Raw genomic sequence first — 24,900 nt, forward strand, 5'->3', positions numbered from 1 at the left:
TTATCCTCCTCAAGTTCGAAGTTACAGCTGAACGTTAAATAAGTTCCCGATCTTATAGACGACATCGTCCGTATCCGCATTGAGGCTAGCGGCCTCGTTAATACTCGAAATACTTTCAAGCGCCTTAATATTCGCATTGTATCCAATCGTATATATGGGGACCTTATAGGACTCGATTAACGCTTTAATGTCTTTCAACGAATACCCCTCATTCGTCTCCCCGTCGCTCAGAACGAAAATAATCGGCTTAACATTCGGATTTATCGCTAATTCGTCTTGAAGCATCTTTAACGCGACGACAATCCCATCGAACGTAGCCGTCCCGCCGCCGGTTTGAAGGCTTTTCACCGTGCCAACGAACATCGATTGCTGAATCGTATCGTATTTAGCGATAGGCAAATTAATGGTGACATCACTTGAATAAGAAACAAGGCCGATGCTGTTGTCCTTCCCTAAATACTTCTGTCCCTTCAACAAGGACTCTTTCAAACGGTTCAAAGGCTCGCCGTCCATGCTTCCGGATACATCCGCTACGAATACGGCAGCAATCGGTTTATTCCCGTTCTTCTTCTCTTTCCACAACTTCTGCGCGGAGGAAATCAGGTTGCCATCGACGACCGCTAGCTCCGATTTGTAGTCCTCGAGTTGATTAAAGCCATTTTCCCGAGCTAACTTCTGATATTTCTCTTGCCCAACGAAATCGGCAAATTTCTTAATGATGTCTAACTTAGCCTGAGGCAGATCGCCTAACGCATACAACGGACTATCATGCCTTACACCGAATGGAGTAAATACGTAGCCGCTTTTCAAGTCCGCCGCGTTGGCATAAGTTTGGTATTCCAGAACGAATCCGTCGAGCATGCCGGACTTGGCCGCATCGCGCATCTGTATCGTTGTTGACGCAATGAAAGGCACGTTAGCTTGGAATTTCTCGAAGCCTTGAACGGCTTTATCTCCTAGAATGTTCGTACTGTCGAAAGTATTTAGCGCTGTCACAAGGAAATTCAAACCCGTTGAACTGGCAAAAGGGTCCGTATAACCCATCGAAAATTCGTTGTTGGCTATCGCTTCGGTAACGGTTTTGACGTTCACTGAGCCGTATTTGTCCACTAAGGCATCGTATTTAGCCTTGGCGATGACGATGCCTGGAACGTTGCCTACGAGCCGGGAGGATACGAGCTGGGTTTTCACGCCGCTTGCCTTTACCATCTCCCCCCAAAGCTCGTTGGATGGCGTATAAGCGTCCGGCACATACTTACCGGATTTAATATAGTCGGCGGCGGTACCGGAAGCGATATTACGGATTTTCACGGAAACCGCCTTACCCTCTACTTCCACTTTGGCATTGTTAAACTCGGTAGCGACTTCGGTCAACCAGCCGTCAACCCCAGTCCCCGACTTCTCCGTCGAAGAAAAGATTTCTACGAACTGATCCGTCGTGTTGTCTACGGCGATCGGGAACTTAGAGATATCCGGTAAAGAGTCGGCAACGTCTACAGGATCTAGATCGATCTGACCTTTCACTGGAGTTGCGGTAGTGACGGAAATATTGGAGTAAAGTTTGTTTAATCGCTTGGCCGCATCTTCCGTAGTGACCTGAGCTTTCGACTTCCCCAAATTAGAGGTCAAGTTCACCCCGAAATATACTAGGGCGAATACCACAACGACGATCATTCCCGACAGCAGGACAAACTTGCCTCTCCCTGGCATTCCAACCACCTCTTACTGTTTGTAAAATTTAGTTTGCTTAATGAGCGAGTCGATTTCCTGCATGCATGCCATATTTTCGATATCTTCTTGTTCGTAACTATCTAACCTCGATATTTCTAGCAGCAGCTTATCCAGCTTCAGCAATATCTCCTCATTCGTATCTACTGAACTTTTCACGAAGGACAATAGCTCATTGTGCATATTCGTCTTTTCTTGAAGTAGTTTTTGAGAAAATCGATCCGAGCCGGAACTCCCGACGCTGGAGTATTCCGAACCATCATAGACATTCAGTCTGATCAATACACTCCTGACATTCAGGTAAAACAGCTTCTCTACCTCCTGAATGACGGAAGCGAACTTCTTGTAACTGAGCTCCGACGGGTCGAACCTTTGATTAATGACATTAAATAAGGTCGACTGCTTCTTATTCATCCGGTCCAACTGAGCCAAAGCAATGGAAATATCCTGTTCCAGCGTTTTAACTCTTCTATAGCGCGTCAAAGATACAACGTAGTCCTCATGTGTGACGATTTCTTTAATAGGAAGAATAACGGGCGGCTGAAAAAGTAAGACATAACTCCCGTAAAGCAAGATCAGCGCGCTAGCGAACAACAAGGTAATTCCGACAGCCGTTGATAGAGCGTTCTCGCCGATCGCTACGCCGATTAATCCGGGCGAGAGCACCAGCACGTTCACAACCGCGACACCGACTATCAGGCCCAGCAGCTTGATGAATTTCGTACCCATCGACGCTTACTCCTCCATCCTCGTTTATTCATTCTATGTACTACCATCCCTTTAATTGTCCTATAAAGGAAATACGTTTATTTCTTCAACTTAGAACAGATATGAAGAAGTTGTTGGCATTGTCTAGTGCTTGCGCCCCGAGCCCATAATAAAAAGCCGCGATTATTCGCGGCTTGAACGTGAAATGATTAGGAGGCTGTGTTATTCCAAGCTTCCGTTAGCAACTCGGTGTTAATGCCTACGGCAGCCAGCGAGCCCATGGAAGCCGCCGTAATGGCCTGATTAAACTCTGTTGCAGCATCTCCGGCGCTGTAAATACCAGGCACGTTCGTTTTACCGAATAGATCAACGACTACGCTTCCTGCCTCGGTCACTTTGCAGCCGATGGCCTCCGGCAATTCCGATCCGGCGACAAGCTTCGGAGCAAAGAAAATTCCCGCGCAAGAGAGTTGTGTACCGTCCTCCAATAGGACTCGTTTCACCATTCCATCGCTAGATTCGATCGTCTGAATCCGCGTATCGTAAAGAGGAATGTGGTGTTGTTTAAGCTCCTCGCGTTGTTCATCGGTCATATCATCCGGTCCATCGGTACAGATGATATATTTGTCCGTCCAACCGGATAACATCATCGCCATGTGCACGGCTCTCGCCCCTTTTGCAATCAAGACGAGCATCTGATCTCTTAATTCCCAACCATCGCAATAGGGGCAGACAAAGGCGCTTTTCCCGTAAACATCATCAAGCCCATGAATGTCCAACGGGAGATCCCTCTTGCCTACTGCGAAGAGTAACTTTCGGCACCGATAAGTCGTTCCTTGCGCAGTCGCGATTAGAAAATCGCCATCGGTTCCCGAGACCGATACTGCGGTATCTTCCTCGAATCGAACTGAAGGATAAGCATCAATTTGCTCCCTCGCTACTCGCCGGAATTCGCCCGGACTAACGCCATCTCTAGTAAGGAAACCGTGCGTCTCCTTTGTGACCCGATTGCGCGGACGTCCTTCATCGATCACGATCACGCTTTTTCTTGCCCGACCCAGCACCAAAGCTGCATTCATTCCAGCGGGTCCGCCGCCAATGATACCCACATCCATTATTTTATCCATAATAACCATCCTTTCATTCAATAGAACCGGAATCTATAACCGACTGAATCGTATTAGCCTGCAAGTATTGTTGCATCTGTAGCTCCGCGCCGTTCATGACTTTCTGTACGAGACATTCCTTGCGGCCAGAAAGGTCAGCGATAGCAGAGAACTCTTTCTGAAGATGAGCGTTTCCATTCAAGCATTCGAACAATTGCTGTCGGCCCTCGATAACGTGAATAACCTCTAGGAACGTAATTTGATCGGCGGACCGAGCTAGCTCATACCCTCCGCTTGCTCCCGTTACAGCGCGAACAATCCCATCTTGTCGCAGCTTGGACATGATTTTGGACAAATAACTTTCCGAAACTCCGAGCGACGTTGCTAATGGCTTGATTCCGATATTGTGTCCGCGCTCGGACAGAGCTAAATGAATTAAAGCATGTAGCGCATAACCCGTGCTTTTGGAAAATTGCATGAGCGTCGTCTCCTTTGATTATTCTCTTGTTGTCTATTGTAGATCTCTAATATCCATTATAGACATGATTAATCCATAATGCAAATCATAACAGTTAATCGACGAGTAACGATTGTATCTCCTCATTACCGATGGCTCCGATGCTTAATGCTTTCGACTCCTTGGAGAAAGCAATTCGGAACGAAGTGCCGTCCGTTAAGTGAATTCGGAAGAACATCGTGCCCCCGGAAGGTAATTTAGCAAGTTCTTCCTGTTTAACATAAGCGAGCGACAATATCTGTACTATGAACGCTTTTGCTTGTAACGGGTCGAGTTCCCGAATCCTGCTGCCGTCTTCCGTGCTCTCCTCGGTCACTTTTTCCACTTTGCCCGCGATGTCAAGCACATCGCTTACCGTCTTTGCGTTCGGGTTGTCGTTACTCTGGAATATTCGATCTCCCGCGATGACGCGAAATTCCGGTTTGTACCCCTTCATCGCATATATTTTCGTTCCTTCCCTTAAGAACGCGGCATCTCCGTTCACCGTTTGGTGTCCAAGACAAGCTTGCCCATACATCATGAAGCTGACTTCTCCCAATGGCTTGCCAATCAGTTCGCTTATTATGATAGATTCGACATTAATCGAATCACTACTATAATTGATGTCATTAAATTTTAGGAAATCGATATAATCGACTTCGGCAGCGGAGAAACAATCCCTTTGCACCTCTCGTACTTGCTGCTCATGTTCTCGCTCTCTACAACCTACAACAATAATTACCAATACAAGCGTTACTAACGCAAGCTTGAACATTCTCATCCCTCTTACTCCCTCCTCGTTCATAATGATACATACAACTCAGTAATTTCCAATTATTGTACCATTATTTGCTGCAAGCAGTTTTGTCGGATGACAAGAACATTGTTCGATAATTGACAAGTGGCGTTGAACGAGCTGAGAAGAACATTTCTTTGCTAAACCTTCAGAAAATCGCGAATGCGCTAGGTGTTCATATTTATGAACTGTTTCAATACAGTACTTTTAGTAAAAAAGGCAACAGTGAAAAAATAGATCTTGTAAATAAAATAACAAATAAACTTCTCTCTCTTCGAAATAGTGAACTGAAAAAAATCAAAGTGTAATAGAAGAGTTCTTCAAACAAAACAGCCACCGACATTGCAATTGCACGGTAGCTGTTTTGTTTCTACGCAGTCTCGGTACTATTCGAATTAAAATCAGTTATGGATTGGGGCCGAACGAACAATCTGCATCACGAGAGCTTCATATGTCATCAATGCCCTTATCGGAATAGGCAAACTGTTTCTGGGAGTGTACCTCCAATCCGCTTGGTTTATCATGGAACTATCATTTTTGGGGTTGCATTCGTTTCCTTTGCCAAACTGGGAATGCCATCTACGGAACTTTAGCGACCAGACGTCTACAAAGTACGATCGCTTTCTAGCTTAAGGTTGTCAGCTTTGCGAATGCGATGGTTTCTTCCCTGGTCACGCAATACAGCTTGCAGAACTTTACCGTCTTCGAATGCTCTATCCAGCAGTGTTCTGTTCGACCTGGTGGTCAGCGGCGCGTATTCATGCTCGTCGGAATTGGAATCTCCAGCAGATGGCCCAAACAGATGGAAGAATAACAAGGGATAAGCGCCGTCAGGCAATAGGCGATGCCGAAATCCGAGGATTCCGGCTTCAATTTATGGATGACTTTCAACGTTCAAACTGCCAATATTGTTATTTGTCTTTATTTCGAAGGTCGAGTTCGGACGTTATCCGTACTATCCTATCACGAGTCAGAGGGTAAGCACAGTATATCAAGGCCCCCAGTAAGATTGTAACAAAAGGGATAACGCTCATGGATAAGTTAATTCCTAATAGAGTGGAACCGTTTTGCGCATTAGCCTCAGCATTGAAGCCCGTCATCGAGAGCATAAAAGCCGGAATAGCTCCGCCAAGGGCTTGACCTACTTTCGCCACGAAGGAATTCAAAGAAGACACAATTCCCTCCGCGCGATATCCGTGCTTCCACTCCACATAATCGATCGTGTCGGCTTGCAGCGAATAATTGATCGACATCAAAGCACCGAGCCCTAAACTGTTTACGCCTATCGTTGTCACTATTAAGGCTCCGCTATGATAAGGAACTGGGAATAGTGCGATTGCTCCAATGGCTGCTAGAATAAAGGACGCGATAAGTACGTGCTTTTTGTCAAATCGCTTTATTAAAAACGGCATAAACCCTATGCTTATGAGCATCATAACGAGACCGACGAGCGACGCCGTCACCATTAATCCTGGATTATCTGCATTGTAGGTGAGGTAATAGATCTGCGAGCCTTGACGTACCGCATTCCCGACCATGACAAAGAGCGAGCCCACGAACAACACAATGAGAGGTTTACTTTGAAAGACTATTTTGAATAGCAGCTTGATGGGATAATTATCTGTTCGAGTAGGAAGAACCCGCTCCTTCACTCCTAAACTTCCGATTGTACACATGACAAAGACGAAAACGGATACGGCAATTATCAACCAATGATAACCCATTCTTTCCGTCGAGAAGCTCGCTACGAAAGGAACCACAATCATGCTGCATACGGTTGCGCCTATGATATAAGCGACCCCTTTGATAATAGAGAGCGTATTTCGCTCCTTCGTGGAACTAGTCATCGCGGGAATCAAGGAATTCAGCGAGATGTCCATGCACGCAAACGTGGGGCCAATTAGTAAATACGTGATGTACGCAATCAACAGCTTGCCTGAGTTCGCAAGATCCGGACCAAGCCATAGCGCAAGAAAATTGATGGAGCAAAGCAGACTTCCAAGAATGAGCCATGGGCGAAATCTGCCCATTCGAACACGCGGAAGATGATCGATCAGATAGCCGACAATCGGATCCGCTACCGCATCCAATATTCTCGCTACCAGAAACAATATGCCTACGGCGGCTGGGTTTAACCCGACTACGTTCGTATAATATATCAACAAGTAACCGCCGATAATAGTCATGATCGGGATGTCGCCGATATTCGCCGCGAAGAAGGCGAATTTCTCAGGCAACTTCACTTTATTATTGGCCGTAGATGTTATCAAATTGGTTTGCACAACGTTTTCCACATTGATCCTCCCCATCATTAACTTCCTTAGGAACTCTAGAAGGTTGGAGCCTCCATCAAGCCATCTTTAGACAGTGTTCACCACTACCGACTTCGAAGCTTACCCAACCGTCCGCATATTGAACATTCTCGAACTGTGTAGAAATTCGATGCAGATCCTCTTGACTGCCGGATAACTGGACGGTGGCGGTCGTGTTGGCAGGTACGGAGAACCGATAGCTCGTACCTCTGCCTGTCTTCTCCCACCCGGACTGAATGGTTCCGTATAACGACTCAAACGTCGCGGAAGCATGCGTTAACGTTCCGCCGACCAACGGCTTAATCATGAAATGCTTATATCCCGGCCGTTCAAAGTCAGGGCGAATCCCTGCCACTCTAGCGAATAGGAAATTGCATACCGCCCCGTACGAATAGTGATTCAGGGAGTTGGACAAATCGCCCTCGGGCGTAACGCCATCCCAGCTCTCCCATATGGTCGTCGCGCCTTTGGTCACGGCATAAAGCCAAGATGGGCAGGACTGCTGCTCAAGCAATCGGAAGGCAACATCAGCATGGCCGTAATCCGCCAAGACGTGGAGAATAAACGGAGTAGATAGGAAACCGGTGTTCAGATGATAGTCCTTCTCCATGACGAGTTCTGCCAGACGATCCGCGATGGCTTGCTTCTGTTCCTCATGCACCAAGTCGAAGGCCAATGAACGAACGTTGGGAGCCTGTCTATCCTCTTGAATGCGACCATTCTCTAGGATGAAGTATTTGTTATATATCCTCTTTACCTTCTCGTATAAGTTCGCATATCGCTCAGTATCCTCTTGGTAGCCCAAAACCTTAGCCATCTCGGAAAGCAAGCGCGCGGAGTATCCATAATAGGCGGTCGAGGTTATCGGTTCCCCCATGACCATTCTCCGTCCAAGCTCCGCTCCCATCTCCTCCGGACTCAGATGGATGTCGGCCTCCTGCCACTCTCCCCAATGGAATCTGGTATCCAAAATATAATCGGCATCCAATTCCCCTTCCGTGCTGTTATGGTACTGAGGCGCTTCTCGGTAATGTTCATTTTCTTCTTTGGCGCAGGCATCCAAGTAATCCACCCACGCTTTGGCGGAGGAATATTGCCTCTCCAGGATCCGTTTATCCCCATAGCATAAATACATCGTCCACGGGATGATCACCACCGCGTCTCCCCACCCCGTGGAGCCGTCCAGATGGCCGGGTTGTCCCGGCTTCGCCGAGGCAAGAGCGGCCATCATCGGATTCTGGGAATTTGCAACGATGCGTTCGAATTCGTCCATGCTGTGAAACCCCATCACATTCGGAACCGTGCACCCTACCGCGCCAGTAGGGAACTGTTCGGCGGCCACGTCGGCCATCCACTTCTCGAAGAAGGGGTATACATTCATGAAATCGGCTGACGCTCTGGCAAATAGCTGGGCATCTCCGGTCCAACCGGCTCTCTCCCTTGTCGGGCAATCGGTAGGTACCTCCATGAAGTTGCTCTTCTGACTCCACTTCGAATTGGAGACCAGTTGATTGATCAACGGATTCGAGCACGTGAAATCGCCCGTCTCCGCCATGTCGGTGTAGATGGCCACGGCCGTAAAATCTTCCGCCTTGGGCTCGCCGGGATAATTCTTCAGCAGGACGTAACGGAAGCCGAAAACCGCGAAGTGAGGATGATACGATTCTTCGTAATCGCCCGCCAGAATATAGCAAATTTCTTGGAAATCGCTCATGTTCCCGTCGTGAGACAGATTCGCAAGCGTAAAATTCCCATTTCGATCCAAAGCTTCGCCATGCACCATGACGACTTCCGTGCCGGCCTCTCCGCGAACCTTCATCTCTACCCAACCGGCTAAGTTTTGTCCGAAATCAAGTACCGTTTCTCCATTCGGAGCGTTCAATAGCTCGGGAGTGAATGTCTCTCTTGTCCGCGTCGGGAGACCGCTAGCGATTAGCGAAGCCGTTCCATAGTCCTTAACCTGCACCGGAGTCCAGCTGGAATCTTCAAATCCGGTTCGGTTCCACCCGCCGATGTCGATCCTGGCATCGTAAACCTCTCCGGCTCTCATATCGGATTTAAGCAGGGGGCCGCAAGAGGTTCTGAAGGATTCATCGCTCCCTACGATCTCTTGGCTGCCATCCTCGTAAGTGAGAACCAACTGCCCCAGAAAGGCGATTTTATAGCCGAAGTTGTTTTTCAACCCCAATATACCCGTAGAGCCTCTCCACCAGCCGTCGCCTAAGAGGATACCCCAGGCATTGGAACCCTCGGCAAGAAAATCCGTCACGTCGTAAGCCTGATACTGCAATCGCGAATAATAAGACGTAAAGCCGGGAGTAAACAGGTCGTCCGTTCCCTCCTCGCCGTTCAAATAGAATTTATACAGGCCTCTTGCGGTCATATAAGCCCGTGCCGAGACGAGCCCGCTTCTCACGAGGAATTCCTTGCGGATAAAGGGCGAGGGTTTATAGGCATCCAAGTCTATCTCATCCTCAGGTTCGATCCATCTCGCTCTCCAATCGGAGGGCTCTAGCAATCCCATCTCAAAAAATGAGGGTGCGCCGAAGTCGGATTCCTTACCGGCATTGTCCCAGACCTTCACCCTCCAATAGATTCGCTCCATCGATTTCGGTTCAGGTCCGCCGTACGAGATTCGTTGCGAGCCATCGGCTATCTGTCCGCTGTCCCAAACAACCTGCTCAAAGCCCTTTGTAGCGCTAGCTTGAACTTGATAAGCGGATTGGATCACATTACGTTCATCGCAATTGATCTTCCATGTCAATCGGGGAGACTTAGCGTCCAATCCGATAGGGTTGTCCAGATATTCCGTTCTCAAATGGTATGTCGTTAACATGGTTAATCCCTCTTCTCTGGATATATCTCTTTTTTAATGTAGGTTTGAAAACGCCTTCACACTTACTTTACCTCACAACGAATAAATTTCTTACTCTTCTATCTAAGATCTTCTTTATCGTATTTTAAGGTGTTAGAATAAGGAAGACTGGGAGGGAACATTCAGAATGAATACGAGCGAACTAGACGATTATTTGAGGAATTGGAACGAGATCGAACGAATCGCATTGGCTTCCCCCATGGACATCTATTCCGCTTACGAAGAGACGTTGCCCAAGGTCAATGGAATAAGCACGATCTTGGAATTCTTGCACCCGGGAGAACACTTATCGTTTTCGAAGCATCCTCGTCATGTAGCGGTTCCGGAGCATCGGCACGACTTCTTGGAGATGATCTTTGTTTATTCCGGCGAGTGCCGTCAGACGATTAACGGCGAACAGGTCCTTCTGGCTTCCGGCGAATTCTGCATTATGGATACCAACGTCGTCCACTCTGTCGAGAAACCGGGTGACAACGATATCGTCATCAACTTCTTGATGAGCAAGCGATATTTCGATATCGATTTAATCAAGCGGTTGTCCGGCAATGACTTGATGTCCGAGTTTCTGGTCAACTCCATTTATCGAAGCCAAGAGAACAACACCTATATCGTTTTTCGTTCGTCGACGAACCGGAAATCCCGCTCCTATATGGAACAAGCTCTATGCGAGTTTTTCGATCGGACTTTAGGCTCGGAAGAGGCGATCAATTGCCATATCATCCTCCTGTTTACCGAACTCATGAGAGAATATCAACAATCCGATGCATTCCGGCGCCAAGGCTCGGCATCGAAATCTCCGCTGACCAAAATCATCCAGTATATCAACGACCATTACAAGGAGCTCACGCTTGATTCCTTGGCGAATCACTTCAACTTTCACCCCAACTATCTCAGCGGTCTGCTGAAGACGCATCTCGGATACGGATTTACGAAGATGGTCCAGGATCTCAAGATCAAAGAAGCGACCATGCTCCTTAAATATTCGAATATGCCCATTGGAGATATCGCTTACGAGACCGGTTATTCCAACATAACGGTATTCTATAAGCACTTTAAGGAAAGGCATGTGGTGACGCCTTCCGAATACAGACGATTTTATAGGCACCAAGCATAAATCGCTATACTCGCAGCACAAAAAATGATCGTCACTCCTCCCGACCTTTCTGACCCCAGGTGACGATCTTATCTCTTCTTTGACTTCTTTCCGCGCCAATTTTTCGCTTGTACGGACTACCTTTGCGATACGCAGAGTCGCACCCAGGGAAGTCAATCTTTATTGGGGACTGGGATGACCTTCCGTTCAGAAAATTTGACAATGCCGGCCTACCGATTCCAAGTCGTTTGGCGGCTTCTTTCATGGTCATACCTGAGGGAATGCTAATCTGACGAACATAAGTACCAGGATGGCCAGTCGATCCTGTCTACTGGTTAATTTTAATGACCCCTCTCGTAAATGTAGCGTTATACACTACAATATTAAGTGTATCGTGTTACGCTACGAGCGATTTCAGGCAAAACTAAACGGCCTAAGTCCGATGGAATTCAGGACTAAGGCCGCCTAACTACGTTTTATTATTTGTACTGTCTACTTGACGGAGGGCAGTTCAAAAGTCATTTTACATGACCAATGGATAGTCCCTTCTCTCATTCGTTATCGAATATCGTTTTTTGCGGGAAAAGTTAAGTGCATCTCATAGTTTACTAGATCAACTTCATCAATGAAATTGCATACACTTCATGACCGATAACAGACGGATGATTAATTCCATTAGCCAAAACCGCGCTTAACGGAAAACCCTTATGTACATACTCTTCCCAAATTGCATACGTATCCGCAAGGCACGAATCCTCTTCCGTAGCGAGTTCTCTAATTGCATCGACCAATTCCGGTAGGATCGTTATTTGACCTCCAGCTAACGGATTATCGCACATCATATTTGGCGTAAGCAAGATGATATCCGCGAGTGTATCGTTCTTGACTTCTTTTATAACCGATCTTAATTCATCCTTATACTTGCCTTTATTTCCGAATGCATTGTTCCAGTTCAAAGAGCCATTGATCAAAACCAAATCCGGTTGATAACGGATCACATCCCGTTTCAACCTTGCGCGCATGCCAAATATGGTGTCTCCGGCAATTCCGCTGTTGATAATACTTAATGATGTCTTCTCAAATTTTTCAATCAGCTTTAGCCGGAAATACTCAATATAACTCTCTCTTGCATCTACAATCTCGATATGGGTCAAATCAGGCTTAACAGGATTGGATGGATCAAAGGGATTGTTCTTAAACCCGGCCATTAATTCTTCAATCGGAATCGTAAATTCAAAATGTCCAGCCGTAACGCTATCGCCTAAAGCGACAACCAACGGATTTTTCCTTTCTAACCCATCCTCATCCAAACCGTAAGGATTTAATGGGGAAACAAACCCCGTATTGGTTTGCATAATCCTAATAAAACGTTCCGGCCTTTTCCCATTAAACGGATTCGTCTCATGAGCGATTTTCATAAACGAATCCGCTGTTTCCGTTGGCGTTCTAAACAAGGTCCGTATGGTCTATCCCTCCATTTTGGGCGATCCGACCCAAATACCGTGCGCTCTCTTTCGCTTTCCGCTCCTGCGTAGTCCGGTCTACCGCGATCAGCCCGAATTTCATTGCATAACCGGAGTTCCATTCGAAGTTGTCGAAGGTCGACCAATGTAAATATCCTTTTACGTTGATCCCTGCCTTGATGCAGGATTGCAATCCAAGCAATCCCCGCCGAATGAATTCAACGCGCCGCTCATCGTCGTCCGTCGCTACGCCATGCTCGGTTACGAAAATCGGGATCGGCAGCGTTTGGGCGACTTTGCGAACGACCTGTTCCAACGCTTCCGGGTAGTATTCGTATTTCATTTGAGTCCGTTCGGCACCTTCTTCCGGCGCCCTTTGACCTTCGGGTCCATACACTTCTCTCGTGTAATTCTGAAGGCCGAAGAAATCGTCTCCCTTTGCCATTGACGCGAATTGTCCGAAGACCAACTGCCATTTCGCCTCTGCCAGCGCTTCTCCGCCTGCAATCGATTGTATGTCAGATAGCGCCATAGAGAAGCCTACTTGGGTTTCGGGAGACAGGCGTTTGATCGTTTCCCTGGCTTTGCGGTGCGCTTCTTTAAGCAACCCGATGGTGAACTCGTCCGAAATCATATGGAAGGTGACATACCGATCCGGCGTCGTTCCGCATAACCGGGCCGCGGACTCTCTCCATTTGGGTGCCGACCAAGCCGCAGCGTCAATGCCGACCGGCGGCACGATGCCGATCTTCGAGAAAATTTCGCGAAGCATGGTCGGTAAATTGACTTCATTGAATGTCAGCACGTACGGAATCAGTTCTCCCAATTCGCGGAAGACAACCTCGCAATATCTGGCGAACAATTCCGGGACTTCCGGGCTAGCCCATCCGCCCAGTCTCATCAGCCATTGCGGCGAAGAAAAGTGGTGCAGGGCGACGACCGGCAAAAGACCGAACTCGCGGCAGGCATGAAGCACGTCCCTGTAGTGCGCGATAGCCGACATGGAGAATTGACCCGGCGCCGGCTCCACTCTTGCCCACTCGATCGAAAACCGGTAAGCTTTGAGCCCCAAACTCGCCATTAACGCGATATCTTCCCGGTACAACCGGTAATGGTCAATCGCATCGCCGGACTTATCGGCGTATGGCGACCCTTCGGCATGTTCCTCCGCCCAGAAATCGCTATTCGCGTTATTCCCTTCGACTTGGTAAGCCGCTGTCGCCGAGCCCCAGATAAATGGTTTCGGAAAGACGAATTCCATATGATCCCCCCTCGAATTATTCATAATCTTCAATTCGCCATTCTTCTTTCCAATCCAGATAAGCCATCTTTCCGTCAAAACGGAAGGGAAGCCATACATAATCCGCCTTATAGGTGTTTTCGTCAACTTTATATCCGTTCTCCGGGATGGGGGGATTTTCCTTATCGTGATCAAAGATACAATCGAATATATCCCTTATCTCTTCATAAGGAAGATAGCCGGCTTCATCGGTAATCCAACGATCTGCCAACGCGATATAAAGATCTTTCTTCCTCGGGTGTTTGAATATCGAGGAAATCTGGGAACGGAAAGAGGTATTCGTCATGTCGCCTACATGAGGATTTCCCAGAATCTCAAACGGACCGTGATAGGTTCGAGCACAAGCGATTTCCGAGGGATTGGGATGATAGCCGGTCGAACCCGAAGTCACTAGATAATGAATGCCTTTGCGTTCAAAATATGCCGGAGCTTCCCTCACGAATGGAGGATGGAATTTCGGGAAGTGTGTAGAATAATACCCCGTTACATCCGTATAAGCCTCGGTGAGATCCGCGCAAATCAATTCGCTGTGTACTCGTTCGAAATAGTAGTAGGCTTTATTGTCAGGTGCCACAACCAGATCAAAATCCCCTGCGCTTACATTCAAAGGGCGATATATTGTTTTAACAATTGTATAAGGCCCCAACAAATGATCTGCCGTCATAATCGTTAACGTTTGCGTATGGTCTTTTTCCATAATTTTTATCCAACAAACATATTTTTGAGTTTTGTTGTTAAAGATAATATGCGGTCGATCCATGCAGCTGGTCGGATGAAGAGAAGATGAGATGTCGTCTTCAACCGGAGGAATAATAATGCCTTCGTCTTTCCAGTTATAAAGATCGTTAGAAGAATAACACCTTACGCCCCAATGCCAAATTCCGCTTCCAGGAGTCGTTTTCTCTTTATTTTCGCCGTACCAGTAGAATGTATCGTTTTCGTAGAAGATGGAGGCTCCGTGTGCTTGGATTCGCTTGCCTTCCGTATCTAGCCATACCTGCCCCGGATGTATGGATTTATAGTTTGGTTGCATAGCCTTTGTCTCCTCTTTCAAAAATCTAATTTATTTATTCAAGATGATTTAATCAGCGAGATTTTTGATAGATTTCAACTTGATATCCAAAGCGTCCAGTGCTTCCGCGGGAATTTTCATAAATGCCTTGGTCGATAAGTCGCGTAGGGAATTGGTGCCCAAATTCGAGATCATATCTTGCGGGAACTGTTCCAGATGGGGCAAGACATCGAATAACGCTTTCTTGGCTTCTCCGATCCGCAACAAATCTATCAATGTCATTTGCGAGCTGCAGTACTTGATGTATTCGACTTCCGGTATATAGGCAAACTTCCAGGTTCCGCTAGTCAACTCGGCAAGGACCCCTTTAACGTCTTGCTCGGCGGAAATCGCCATATGTTGAAGCGGCATGCCGTTCACTCGAACATTCTCTAGCTTGGCATCCGGCAGCTCGACCGTAGCCGTAGCATCGAACGGGATGACGAACCGGAAACTCAATTTCCCCGCTTCGCTTAATTCCCAACCGCTCTCATAGAGTCCTGCGGCCGATTCAAGGGATGCTTTGACGTATTGCAACCTGAAGTCGGGTTGCGGCGACAGACGCACGTGCTTGAACCCGGGCTTGCTTTCTACTGGATTGATCCCCGCCATGAAACGGTACATCCACTCCACAATAGAACCGTAAGCATAGTGGTTCAGGGAGTTCATATCCGTTCCGCTGATTTTGCCGTCCGGCAGCACCGAATTCCAACGCTCCCAAATGGTCGTTGCCCCCATCGTAACCGCGTACAGCCAACTCGGATAATCCTTATTCAACAGTAGCGTATATGCCAAGTCCGGATAGCCGGATTTCGAAAGCGCTCTGCACAGATAAGGAGTACCGACAAACCCGGTTTTCAAGTGGTTATGATCTTTCTTTAACCGTACCTTCAGTGCGTTTGCTATCTTGGCACGATCCTTCTCCGGAGACAAATCCATGAAGAGCGCGACGACCAACGCTGTCTGTGTATCTAGCGCCAAACGACCGTTCGGAGTAAAATATTCTGCTTGGATGGCTGCCTTAACATCATTGGAAAGCTCTTCGTAGAAGTCGGCCAAGGCTGCCTTTCCAAGTACTTTGGCGGCTTTGGCAACCAACATAGAAGAATAACAATAGTAAGCGGATGATATAAATGCCGTTTCGGTGCCTCCAATAGGAGAACTCGGACCTACGCCGTCCAATGCGAGCCAATCGCCGAAATGGAAGCCTTCCGACCAAAGTCTTCTTGCTCCGGAAGCATCGTCGATCCGCTTGATATAGTCTACCCAGGTTTTCATGCTTTCGAATTGCTGTTCAAGTATCGCAGGATCCCCGCTGTGAAGATAGGCCGTCCAAGGAATAACCGTTGCGGCGTCCCCCCACGCGCTCGAGCCACCCTCATGTACGGTTGCATCGGGAACTACATAAGGCACTCGGCCATCCCACGCGGCTTGTTCTTGCCAGAGATCGTAACCGTATTTTGCAAAAAAGGCGTACGTATCCATATTGAACGAAGCGGTTCCCGCGAACACCTGCGCATCCCCAGTCCACCCCATCCGCTCATCGCGCTGCGGACAATCGGTCGGAACGTCGAGGAAATTGCCTTTCTGTCCCCATAAGGCATTCAGGAACAGCCTGTTCACTAGAGGATCGCTTGTTTCGATGTTACCGGTTTGCTCCATATCGGAGTAGAGCACGCATCCGTTAAAGTCTTTCGGATCGAGCGCCTCGGTCCAGCCAATAACCTTCACGTAACGGAATCCGTAGAACGTGAAATGAGGCCTTACCCAACCTTCTTCGCCACCTGAAACGTATCGGAATTCCGCTTTAGCCGAACGGAGATTGTCCCGATAAAAATTACCGTCCTGAAGGAGCTCACCGTACTGCAAGAGGATTTCCGCCCCCTTAGGTGCACGGTTGAGGAACTGCACCCATCCAACCATATTTTGACCCATATCCAATACAGTCTCGCCGGAAGGCGTGATAATAACCTCGATCGGATTAAGAATCTCGTGAATAATAACGGGAAGACTTTTTCTTGCATGAAGCCGCTCATATCCGATATCAATCTTTTCTACGCCATAGAGGGCATCATCTGCGAGCGTCGCATCGTAAAACTCTCCGTCATAGAGGCCGCTTTCCACGATCCGGCTCATCTTCGCTCGCCAAGTCTCATCCGAACGTATGAGAGTCGCGGTGCCATCCGGATGCGTGATAACGATCTCGCACAGCAAGGCGAACCGGTCGCCATAGATATCGCTCTCTCCTCCGTTAAATCCGAAACGTCCTTTGTATAATCCGTTACCAAGTAGAACATCGACGCTGTTGGCTCCCGGCCGAAGCATTTCCGTAATGTCATAGGTTTGATACTGCAGCCATTTGTCGTACGCGTTGAAATGGGGGGACAAGTACTCCTCGCCGACCTTTTTGCCGTTCAGTTCCATCTCGTATAAACCCAGACCGCAAATGTAAGCCCGAGCGCTCTTCACTTCCTTGGACAAGACGAACTCCGCGCCGATTACAGGATGAATATTGTTATCCATTTTCGGCGCGACCCAATCCGCTTCCCATCTTTCTTGGAGCTTTGCCGTCTCGAACCATGCGGCCTCGCTCGTCGCAACGTCGCCGTTGTCCGCCCAGACTGTGACCCGCCAATAATACCGGGTTCTCGGTTCCAACGGGAACGGAATCTCGTAAGCGAGACTATTAATCTCTTCGGATCGGCCAGTATCGAAGAAAACGGGCTCAAATTGTGCGTTAAGCGATACTTCGATTCGTGCCGCGATTTGTTTGGCGGCAGGCGTCTCGCATGCCACATAGGAAAGATGAGGCTTTCCCAGCTCAAAACCCAATGGATTGACGATGCGATTGGTCTTCATTCGGATAATCTTCAATGGATTTCACTTCCTCTTATTGTAAAATGACTAGCCGTAAATCTCGTAGATAAGCTTTTCGATTTGTCTGGAAACGTAGGAACCGGCACCTCCGATATTAGATCGGTTAACCATGAGGATCGCTTGGATGTTTTTCCGGACGTCGATAAAGAAATGAGTACCGTAAGCACCGCTCCAGCCGAATGCTCCCGAAGAGAAAGGTAGTCCCATCAACTCGGGAGCCCGGTAAACCACCATTCCCAATCCCCAAACCGAACCCGGGAAAAACTCCTTCTTATGGTTGGAACTCTCCGTGCACATCCGATGAACGGTTTCCTCCCGTAATAGGCGAAGATCTTGGTACCTTCCTTCACCAGCCAGCAACTGCACGATTTTATCGTAATCGCTTAATGTACCGAGAAGGCCCGCTCCAGCAGAATAATACCCGTTCAGCATCGCGTTGACCGTCGGCCACATCGATTCCGATTCGGTTACATCGCGAAGTTCGCCGTTATCCGCTTCATACAGACGAACAACTCTCTCCGCCTGTGCCGAAGTTAACGAATAAGTGGTATCCCGTAAGCCGAGCGGTTCGAATATATTCTCTCGGAAGAAGGTCTGCAAGTCGCTTCCGGAAGCGACCTCAATGATTCGTCCCAAAATGTCGAAGCCTACGATCCCGCTATAGCCGGTCCCCGTTCCCGGTTCGAAATCCCGCGGCATTCCCGCCCATTTATGAACACGCTCCGCTAACTTGTCGGTCGGATCGAAGCACTTCTCGACATATTCCTGACTACTCGGCCCATGACCAAGTCCGCTGCTGTGATTCAACAAATCTAGAACGGTAACTCCCCTTTTATCTTCGTAATCGGGCAAGTATTTGGCAATGCTATCCCCGAGACACAGTCGGCCCCGTTCCTTCAAAATCATAGCGGCGATCGCGGCTATGGGCTTTGTCATCGACGCGAGACGGAAAATCGAAGATTCCGTCACCGGCTCCTGAGTTTCCAAATTCGCGTATCCGCTATAAGTTTCAAAGACCTTTTCTCCATTCTTTCTTACCAGAAGCGAAGCGCCAGCGATTTCCTTGTCCGCTACATACTTTTCCAGTTGAGACGTTAATCGTTCCAATTGAATACCTCCGTAATATGGGGATTCCTCGACTGTGTTGAAATTACAAGAATTTATCGATTTCCTGGCTTACGATTTCATAACCTTTAATATTCAAATGAAGACCATCGAAAGTAAAGTCGACTTTTAACCGACCATCTTCATCCAGCAATTTGGAATACAGATCTATATAGTTGAAATTCAACTTTTGAGCGCTGTCTCTTAAGGACTGATTCATATTCATGATGTTTTCATTCGTACGCGGCCCTACCATAGGAACCGGCAAAGTATTCGCTTCCTCGCTATTATTTACTGGGTAAACAGACTGTACAAAGATGTGAATGTCTGGAATCGTGGTTTGAATGCTCGATATGATTTCTTCAATGCGGCTGACGATTTCTTCAGGTTCATTACCTTCGCCTAAGTCGTTGGTGCCAATTAGCAAAAATACTCTTTCCGGTTCCAGATCGTAGACAAGGTGCTTTAGATTTGCTAATACGTTTTCTGTTTTGTATCCGCCTACGCCCCGGTTATACATCGCTTTCTTGCAATCGAGCATTTCATGAATCGAAAATCCTTCCGTAATGGAGTCTCCGATAAATACGATCCCGTGTTTTTTAGCGATGGGATTCAAACCAAAGAAGGTGGCTAAGCGTTGTTTTTGCACGTTTTCGAGAAAAGGTTTAATTATAGCAATGTGTTGTTCGAAATCGAAATTTTTGTCGCTCATTTTGACGCCTCCGGATTTTTAATAAACGATTTAACCTTTAACGGCTCCCCCCGCGATACCTTTTACGAAGTAACGTTGAAAGAAGGGATACGCGATCATAATCGGAAGGATACCGATCACAGCTATGGCCATACGCGCGGTTTCTCCTGGCAAATCCTTGATGTTGGCGGAAGCCGATCCGTAGGCAGAGTTGGCTGATTTGAGCGCTTCGATATTTTGCATAATCTGGTTAAGCAGATTCTGAACGCTATATAGTTGTGGGTCAGTAATGTAAATCAGTCCATTATTCCAGTCATTCCAATACATGATTCCGGTAAACAAGCCGATGGTGGCCATAATGGGCAATGACAGCGGCAGTACCATTTGGAAAAATAATCGATATTCCCCCGCTCCGTCGATCCGAGCCGATTCCAAGACCGGTACCGGAATCGTGTTGATGAAGAACGAGCGGGCAAGCAGGACATTAAATCCGTTCATGAGAAGTCCGGGTAAGAGAAGAGCCCAGAGCGTATTTTTGATATCGAAGAGCTGAGTATAAACCAAATAAGTCGGCACAAGTCCCCCGTTGAACAGCAAGGTGAAAAATACGAGGAACGTATACACCCGGTAACCTGGCATGTCTTTCTTGGACAACGCATACCCGAGCATGGCGGTCATCAATAGACTGACAGTGGTTCCGACCGCTGTCACGATGACGGTGATACCGTATGCCCGACCGATGACGGAGAAGCTGCTCGCCAAGTATTCATAAGCGTCAAAGCTGAAAACTTTCGGTAGAAAGGAGTAACCGTTCTGAAGAATGGAGTCCTCGGAGCTCAGAGAGGCCGAGAATAGAAGAACGAATGGAATAATGCACAGGATGCTCAGGACGGCTAGGAAAGTGTGGGAGATCCATTGCCATGTTCGGTTCGCTTGATTCACGTTTCTCACCTCGACTTAAAATAATGCATTATCTTTACTGAATTTACGGACCGTATAATTGGTCAGAATAACGAGACTAAAACCGACCAACGATTGGTAGAACCCTGCCGCTGCTGACATGCCGATATTATTACTCTGAAGTAGTCCCCTGAACACGTACGTATCGATAACGTTCGTCGTGTCGTACAGGATGCCCGAGTTTAGAGGCACTTGGTAGAACAGTCCGAAGTCGGAGTAGAAGATTTTGCCGACAGCGAGTAAAGTCATAATCACGATAATCGGTGCGATAAGCGGTAGAGTAATGGTGCGGATTTGCTGCCATTTGCTCGCTCCATCCAGAGTGGCGGCTTCGTAATACTCTTGATCGATGCCGATAATGGCAGCCAGGTAGATAATGCAGTTAAATCCGATTGTTTTCCACAAATTCACTAGGACGAGGATATAGGGCCAATACTTCGGCTCCATATACCATGAGATCGGGTCAAGTCCAAGCATCGGCAGCAATGTATTGTTCACATAACCTTGTCCTTCGCCGAGGAATCCAAATACCAGATAGCTTACGATGACCATTGAGATCAGAAAAGGCAACAGGATGACGGTCTGATAAAACCTCGACATGAAACGGTTTTTCACTTCGTTGAGCAGGAGCGCGACTCCGAACGATAAAATAGTACCTAACACGATAAAAGTGGCGTTATACAAAAGAGTGTTACGAGTGATGATGTAAGCATCTGTTGTCCGGAACAGGAACTTGAAGTTGGTAAACCCGTTCCAATCGCCTCCAAAGACTCCTTTGGAATAGTCGATGCTCTTGAAAGCGATGACCAGTCCCGCCATGGGCAAATAATTGTTGATTAGCAGGTAGATCATGCCGGGTAGCATCATTACCATAATAGGCAAATAAGTCTTGTATCTCTTGAACGTCTTGTTCTGCATAAGGAACTCCTTCCAGCTTTGTACTTGTCGGTTTGTTTAATCTCTCTTCCTATCTTAAAAGAATGGGTATATCCCCACTACCGTTCGCTCGACTTCGCAACAACACAATTTCGACTTTTTGAAAAACAAAAAACGATCGCTCCCCCCATTTGTTGGTGAGCGATCGTTGCTTGATCAGTGCTTTATTTGCTGTTGCTTGCAGCCAACCATGCGTCGAGTTGCTTCTGCTTTTCGGCAACAATTTTATCAATGCCTGAAGCCTTAAGTTTCTCGATGAATTGCGGAAGGATTTTGTCCGGATCTACGCTGCCCGTTTCCAGTGCTGGTACGAATTGAGCGGTTACGTTCTTGACCGCTGCAACTTCTGTCTTAACGGCGTCTAGATTAGGCGTAAAGCCTAGCGCTTTCGAGTCTACAAACGTCTCTTCGAATGCTTTCCCTTGTTCGCGAATGGTTGGGTCTTCCAAATCGGTCAAATAGGTCAATTGTACGTTTCCGAACATAAAGCTCTGGTGCATAGAATAGCCGTCACCCGGGAGTACGGAGATGATATTGTCGCTTTTCTTGGTGTAATGCTTGCCCTCAATGCCGAAGTTAATCAGATTGATGATGTCTTTATCCGTATACGTCAAGTTTAAGAATTCCATCGCTTTGGACTGATTTTTGGAATTGTTGGCCGGAATCGCCCATATCAGACCCAGGACACCTTGCGTCGTCTGAAGCGGCTTTTGAGCGGTAACCTTAACCATTTCTTTTCCGGTGCCTGCCGCTGCCTGTTTCTCAACGCCGGGTTGATCACCGGCGACAGTAGCTAGTGCCTTTCCGGCTTTGATCTGATCCGAACCGGTGACCTTCGTTGTAGCCGCATCTTTCGAAATATAACCCGCTTGATACCAGCTCCTCAGCTTTCTCAAGGCATCCGTATATTCCGGAGTCTCGTACAAGTTTACTACTTTCATGCTGGAATCCGAAGAATCGAGTACGCCCAGACCGTCCAACAAGGAATCGAATTTACCAAGTGTATCGAATAACGTGGTCAAAGGCATCGATCCTTGAGGATTAGCCGCAATTGGAATGATCGCCGGATTTTTCTCTTTCACCGATTTAAAGACTTGATCCAGATCGTTCGTCGAATTAATTGTACTGATGTCGATGTCGGCTTGATCCAAGATATCTTTTGCCATGACTATCGCCGTTCCGCCAAGCGGCAATGGATTCACTGGCGTAGCATAAATCTTGCCGTCGATGCGCGCAACGTCCAGCTTGCTTCCCAATACATCCTTAATCCCTTGCCCTTGCTCATTAAGGAGATCATCCAAAGGTGCCAGCTGTTTAGCAGCCACCATTCCGCCGTATGTGTTGAAGTCCGCAAGCATAACATCCAGTTTCTCGTTGCCTGTCAGCATCAGGTTTTGCTGCTGAAACCATTGGCCGAACGGAATGCCCAACAGCTTGACCGTAACGTTGATCTTTTCTTTGGTTATTTTGCTAATGGCGGCTTCCACTTCTCCGAGATCCTTGGGTACAGGCCCTAGCAACGGATATCCCATTACGACTTCATACGTTTCACCGGAATCGGTGCTCGCCGCCGCGGACGAGCTTGGCGCCGCCGATCCAGTAGCAGTAGAATCGTTCTTGTCGCTCTTACTGCAGGCGGATACCCATATCATGCTTGCAACCAAGGCCAGACTAGCCGCTTTTTTCCACTTACTCATAAAATAAGATACCCCCATAAACGAATTGGATTCTTTGAATCTGATTCCATCATATAGCGCTTTCATGAGGGGAACCGCTCGAACTTCGACCTAAGAACAACACTTTTTCGACTTACTGATCTGAGACTTTCCTCTTTAGATGCCGGTACTCGTTCGGATTCAAGCCGGTATGCTTTCGGAAGATTTTGGCAAAATGGGACAAGTTCGTGTAGCCGATATTTGCCGCGATTACGGTAATCGGTTGCTCAGTATTCTCCAGCAGCTCAATAGCCATCTGCAACCGTTCGAGGAGCAAAAACTCAGTCATGGACGCCCCTGTCTCCCTTTTGAACAGCCGATTAATATAATCCGGATGCAGATAGAAGGAACCGGCGATGTTCTCCCGATTCAGATCTTGTTCTATATGCTTGATGATGTAAGCTTTGACTTTGTCGACCACCGAACCGGATTCCTCCAACTCGGCCGCATAACTGAGTGCTTTATCGATTAAATGGTCAGCCCATTGCTTCAAGTCCGTGACCGATATGGCCGCTCGCTCCAGCAATTCGATCGAGAACCGGTCCTGGAACAGCTGACGCGCTTGAATGCCCTTCTCTTGCAGGATGGAATATACGATCTGGAGAACATCCTGAACGAGCTGATTGAGGGACGTTGAAGACACTTGCGGCGCAGTACGCAGCTTGTCCAAATATTCATGAATCTCTTGAAGCGCTCGGATCTTGGCGCCTTCCTCAAGAATTATCTTCCAAAGTTTCATGTCCGGACGCGGAATCGTCCCTGTATCCGTCCTGCTACCCTGAAGCAGGAGAACTTGATTTTCGGATGTCACGTAGTCCTTCTGAAGCTGGACGAGCCGGTTCGTGATTTCCGGAAGTTCATGTAAGTCGCCAATCGTACCGATATAGCACGTCATATCGCAATAAAAGAATTTTTGGCATGAGGAAATATAGGATTCGAGCATTTTCTTGAGTGTAGTCGTGTCTGTCGTTAACTCTGACAGAACGGCCAACAGCTGGCCTCTTTCCATCGGAACGACCCCAGCGTTTCTCCCGTGCCCCTCTATCATCTCCTTCAACGTATTTATCAACGCGTATTCCAGGATTTTTTCGTCTCGCAAGCTTAACGGCTTATGCCAACGCTTCACATGAATTAGTAGGGGAAGGACATGTTGATCTTCCGGGATATAGATATTCCTCTCCTCCGCCGCGGCGCGAATCGCGGAAAGATTGGACGGGATTGACCGATTGACGATATCCGTCCAGAACCGCTCGATAAACAATGGGTGGTGCTTCACCCAGGACTCACTGTGCTGCTTAATTTCATGCTCCTCGTTAATTTGGTTGACTGCTTTTCGGATCGCGCTCTCGAGCTCATCAGGTGGAATAGGTTTCAGCAGATAATCTAGACTTCCTAGTTGTACCGCTTTCTGGGCGAAAGTAAAATCGGCATGGCATGTCAGGAAGATGGATTCCGTATCGGGTGAGTGTTCTCGAACCCAAACCAATAATTCGATGCCGCTTTCATGGGGCATCTCAATGTCGCAAAGCATGATATCGATGGAGTGATCCGCGAAAACTTCCCTTGCCTGCTTGCTATTATTCGCGGTAAAGACCTTGGAGATGCCGATACCTTCCCAATCCACCGCGTTCATTACGCTCCGTATGGCGAGCGGTTCGTCGTCAACGATCAAAATCTGTTTCATGAGAT

Annotated in this window: 20 protein-coding genes; 1 reads left to right on the forward strand and 19 read right to left on the reverse strand. The window is 47.7% G+C overall.

Annotation, left to right across the window (positions count from 1 at the left end):
* Positions 1-21: 21 nt before the first annotated feature.
* The 8 genes from L3D05_RS13275 to L3D05_RS13310 all read right to left on the reverse strand — a co-directional run bounded on the left by L3D05_RS13275 (position 22) and on the right by L3D05_RS13310 (position 9,982).
* Entirely contained in the window at positions 22-1,710 is a 1,689-nt protein-coding gene (locus L3D05_RS13275; RefSeq protein ID WP_239616537.1) for a vWA domain-containing protein, read from the reverse strand.
* 12 nt (positions 1,711-1,722) lie between these two features.
* Positions 1,723-2,457 (reverse strand): hypothetical protein, encoded by a 735-nt coding sequence (locus L3D05_RS13280; RefSeq protein ID WP_239616538.1) that lies wholly within the window; start codon positions 2,455-2,457, stop codon positions 1,723-1,725.
* Between the two features lie 188 nt (positions 2,458-2,645).
* The gene (locus tag L3D05_RS13285) at positions 2,646-3,563 is read right to left on the reverse strand and encodes an NAD(P)/FAD-dependent oxidoreductase (RefSeq protein WP_239616539.1); all 918 of its coding nucleotides are present in this window, start codon (positions 3,561-3,563) and stop codon (positions 2,646-2,648) included.
* A gap of 13 nt (positions 3,564-3,576) precedes the next feature.
* Positions 3,577-4,020 (reverse strand): RrF2 family transcriptional regulator, encoded by a 444-nt coding sequence (locus L3D05_RS13290; RefSeq protein WP_239616540.1) that lies wholly within the window; start codon positions 4,018-4,020, stop codon positions 3,577-3,579.
* Positions 4,021-4,114: 94 nt separating this feature from the next.
* Positions 4,115-4,819, reverse strand: a complete 705-nt coding sequence (locus tag L3D05_RS13295) for a hypothetical protein (protein WP_239616541.1) — start codon at positions 4,817-4,819, stop codon at positions 4,115-4,117.
* A 759-nt stretch (positions 4,820-5,578) separates the two neighbouring features.
* On the reverse strand, positions 5,579-5,725 hold the full coding sequence (locus L3D05_RS13300) for a hypothetical protein (protein ID WP_239616542.1): 147 nt from the start codon (positions 5,723-5,725) through the stop codon (positions 5,579-5,581).
* Between the two features lie 20 nt (positions 5,726-5,745).
* The gene (locus L3D05_RS13305; RefSeq protein WP_239616543.1) at positions 5,746-7,128 is read right to left on the reverse strand and encodes an MFS transporter; all 1,383 of its coding nucleotides are present in this window, start codon (positions 7,126-7,128) and stop codon (positions 5,746-5,748) included.
* A 55-nt stretch (positions 7,129-7,183) separates the two neighbouring features.
* Positions 7,184-9,982, reverse strand: a complete 2,799-nt coding sequence (locus tag L3D05_RS13310) for a family 78 glycoside hydrolase catalytic domain (protein WP_239616544.1) — start codon at positions 9,980-9,982, stop codon at positions 7,184-7,186.
* A 166-nt stretch (positions 9,983-10,148) separates the two neighbouring features.
* On the opposite strand from L3D05_RS13310, the gene L3D05_RS13315 reads away from it, so the two are divergent.
* A complete protein-coding gene (locus L3D05_RS13315; RefSeq protein ID WP_239616545.1) occupies positions 10,149-11,135 on the forward strand; it encodes an AraC family transcriptional regulator in 987 nt (328 codons plus the stop codon).
* A gap of 31 nt (positions 11,136-11,166) precedes the next feature.
* On the opposite strand, the gene L3D05_RS26740 is transcribed toward L3D05_RS13315, so the two are convergent.
* The 11 genes from L3D05_RS26740 to L3D05_RS13365 form a co-directional block, all read right to left on the reverse strand.
* Complete coding sequence (locus L3D05_RS26740; RefSeq protein WP_369417975.1) at positions 11,167-11,385, reverse strand: helix-turn-helix domain-containing protein; 219 nt, start codon at positions 11,383-11,385, stop codon at positions 11,167-11,169.
* Between the two features lie 337 nt (positions 11,386-11,722).
* The gene (locus L3D05_RS13320; protein WP_239616546.1) at positions 11,723-12,469 is read right to left on the reverse strand and encodes an SGNH/GDSL hydrolase family protein; all 747 of its coding nucleotides are present in this window, start codon (positions 12,467-12,469) and stop codon (positions 11,723-11,725) included.
* 91 nt (positions 12,470-12,560) lie between these two features.
* The gene (locus L3D05_RS13325; RefSeq protein ID WP_239616547.1) at positions 12,561-13,838 is read right to left on the reverse strand and encodes a glycoside hydrolase family 1 protein; all 1,278 of its coding nucleotides are present in this window, start codon (positions 13,836-13,838) and stop codon (positions 12,561-12,563) included.
* Between the two features lie 16 nt (positions 13,839-13,854).
* A complete protein-coding gene (locus tag L3D05_RS13330; RefSeq protein WP_239616548.1) occupies positions 13,855-14,931 on the reverse strand; it encodes a family 43 glycosylhydrolase in 1,077 nt (358 codons plus the stop codon).
* 27 nt (positions 14,932-14,958) lie between these two features.
* On the reverse strand, positions 14,959-17,787 hold the full coding sequence (locus L3D05_RS13335; protein WP_239616549.1) for an alpha-L-rhamnosidase: 2,829 nt from the start codon (positions 17,785-17,787) through the stop codon (positions 14,959-14,961).
* A 45-nt stretch (positions 17,788-17,832) separates the two neighbouring features.
* Positions 17,833-18,912, reverse strand: coding sequence for a serine hydrolase domain-containing protein (locus tag L3D05_RS13340; RefSeq protein ID WP_239616550.1), 1,080 nt, complete (start codon positions 18,910-18,912; stop codon positions 17,833-17,835).
* Between the two features lie 43 nt (positions 18,913-18,955).
* Positions 18,956-19,621, reverse strand: coding sequence for a GDSL-type esterase/lipase family protein (locus tag L3D05_RS13345; protein WP_239616551.1), 666 nt, complete (start codon positions 19,619-19,621; stop codon positions 18,956-18,958).
* A 30-nt stretch (positions 19,622-19,651) separates the two neighbouring features.
* A complete protein-coding gene (locus tag L3D05_RS13350) occupies positions 19,652-20,542 on the reverse strand; it encodes a carbohydrate ABC transporter permease (RefSeq protein ID WP_239616552.1) in 891 nt (296 codons plus the stop codon).
* 15 nt (positions 20,543-20,557) lie between these two features.
* Complete coding sequence (locus tag L3D05_RS13355) at positions 20,558-21,478, reverse strand: ABC transporter permease (RefSeq protein WP_239616553.1); 921 nt, start codon at positions 21,476-21,478, stop codon at positions 20,558-20,560.
* Positions 21,479-21,660: 182 nt separating this feature from the next.
* Positions 21,661-23,193: an ABC transporter substrate-binding protein gene (locus L3D05_RS13360; protein ID WP_239616554.1), complete on the reverse strand. Its 1,533-nt coding sequence runs from the start codon at positions 23,191-23,193 to the stop codon at positions 21,661-21,663.
* A 112-nt stretch (positions 23,194-23,305) separates the two neighbouring features.
* A complete protein-coding gene (locus L3D05_RS13365) occupies positions 23,306-24,895 on the reverse strand; it encodes a response regulator transcription factor (RefSeq protein WP_239616555.1) in 1,590 nt (529 codons plus the stop codon).
* Positions 24,896-24,900: the final 5 nt, after the last annotated feature.

The organism is Cohnella mopanensis (assembly GCF_022352055.1).
Lineage (GTDB): Bacteria > Bacillota > Bacilli > Paenibacillales > Paenibacillaceae > Cohnella > Cohnella mopanensis.

Bases quoted from the DNA above. Each gene is read 5' to 3' on its own strand.
- L3D05_RS13275 (WP_239616537.1), bottom strand. From the start codon at position 1,710: ATGCCAGGGAGAGGCAAGTTTGTCCTGCTGTCGGGAATGATCGTCGTT.
- L3D05_RS13280 (WP_239616538.1), bottom strand. From the start codon at position 2,457: ATGGGTACGAAATTCATCAAGCTGCTGGGCCTGATAGTCGGTGTCGCG.
- L3D05_RS13285 (WP_239616539.1), bottom strand. From the start codon at position 3,563: ATGGATAAAATAATGGATGTGGGTATCATTGGCGGCGGACCCGCTGGA.
- L3D05_RS13290 (WP_239616540.1), bottom strand. From the start codon at position 4,020: ATGCAATTTTCCAAAAGCACGGGTTATGCGCTACATGCTTTAATTCAT.
- L3D05_RS13295 (WP_239616541.1), bottom strand. From the start codon at position 4,819: ATGAGAATGTTCAAGCTTGCGTTAGTAACGCTTGTATTGGTAATTATT.
- L3D05_RS13310 (WP_239616544.1), bottom strand. From the start codon at position 9,982: ATGTTAACGACATACCATTTGAGAACGGAATATCTGGACAACCCTATC.
- L3D05_RS13315 (WP_239616545.1), top strand. From the start codon at position 10,149: ATGAATACGAGCGAACTAGACGATTATTTGAGGAATTGGAACGAGATC.
- L3D05_RS26740 (WP_369417975.1), bottom strand. From the start codon at position 11,385: ATGACCATGAAAGAAGCCGCCAAACGACTTGGAATCGGTAGGCCGGCA.
- L3D05_RS13320 (WP_239616546.1), bottom strand. From the start codon at position 12,469: ATGCAAACCAATACGGGGTTTGTTTCCCCATTAAATCCTTACGGTTTG.
- L3D05_RS13325 (WP_239616547.1), bottom strand. From the start codon at position 13,838: ATGGAATTCGTCTTTCCGAAACCATTTATCTGGGGCTCGGCGACAGCG.
- L3D05_RS13335 (WP_239616549.1), bottom strand. From the start codon at position 17,787: ATGAAGACCAATCGCATCGTCAATCCATTGGGTTTTGAGCTGGGAAAG.
- L3D05_RS13345 (WP_239616551.1), bottom strand. From the start codon at position 19,621: ATGAGCGACAAAAATTTCGATTTCGAACAACACATTGCTATAATTAAA.
- L3D05_RS13355 (WP_239616553.1), bottom strand. From the start codon at position 21,478: ATGCAGAACAAGACGTTCAAGAGATACAAGACTTATTTGCCTATTATG.
- L3D05_RS13360 (WP_239616554.1), bottom strand. From the start codon at position 23,193: ATGAGTAAGTGGAAAAAAGCGGCTAGTCTGGCCTTGGTTGCAAGCATG.
- L3D05_RS13365 (WP_239616555.1), bottom strand. From the start codon at position 24,895: ATGAAACAGATTTTGATCGTTGACGACGAACCGCTCGCCATACGGAGC.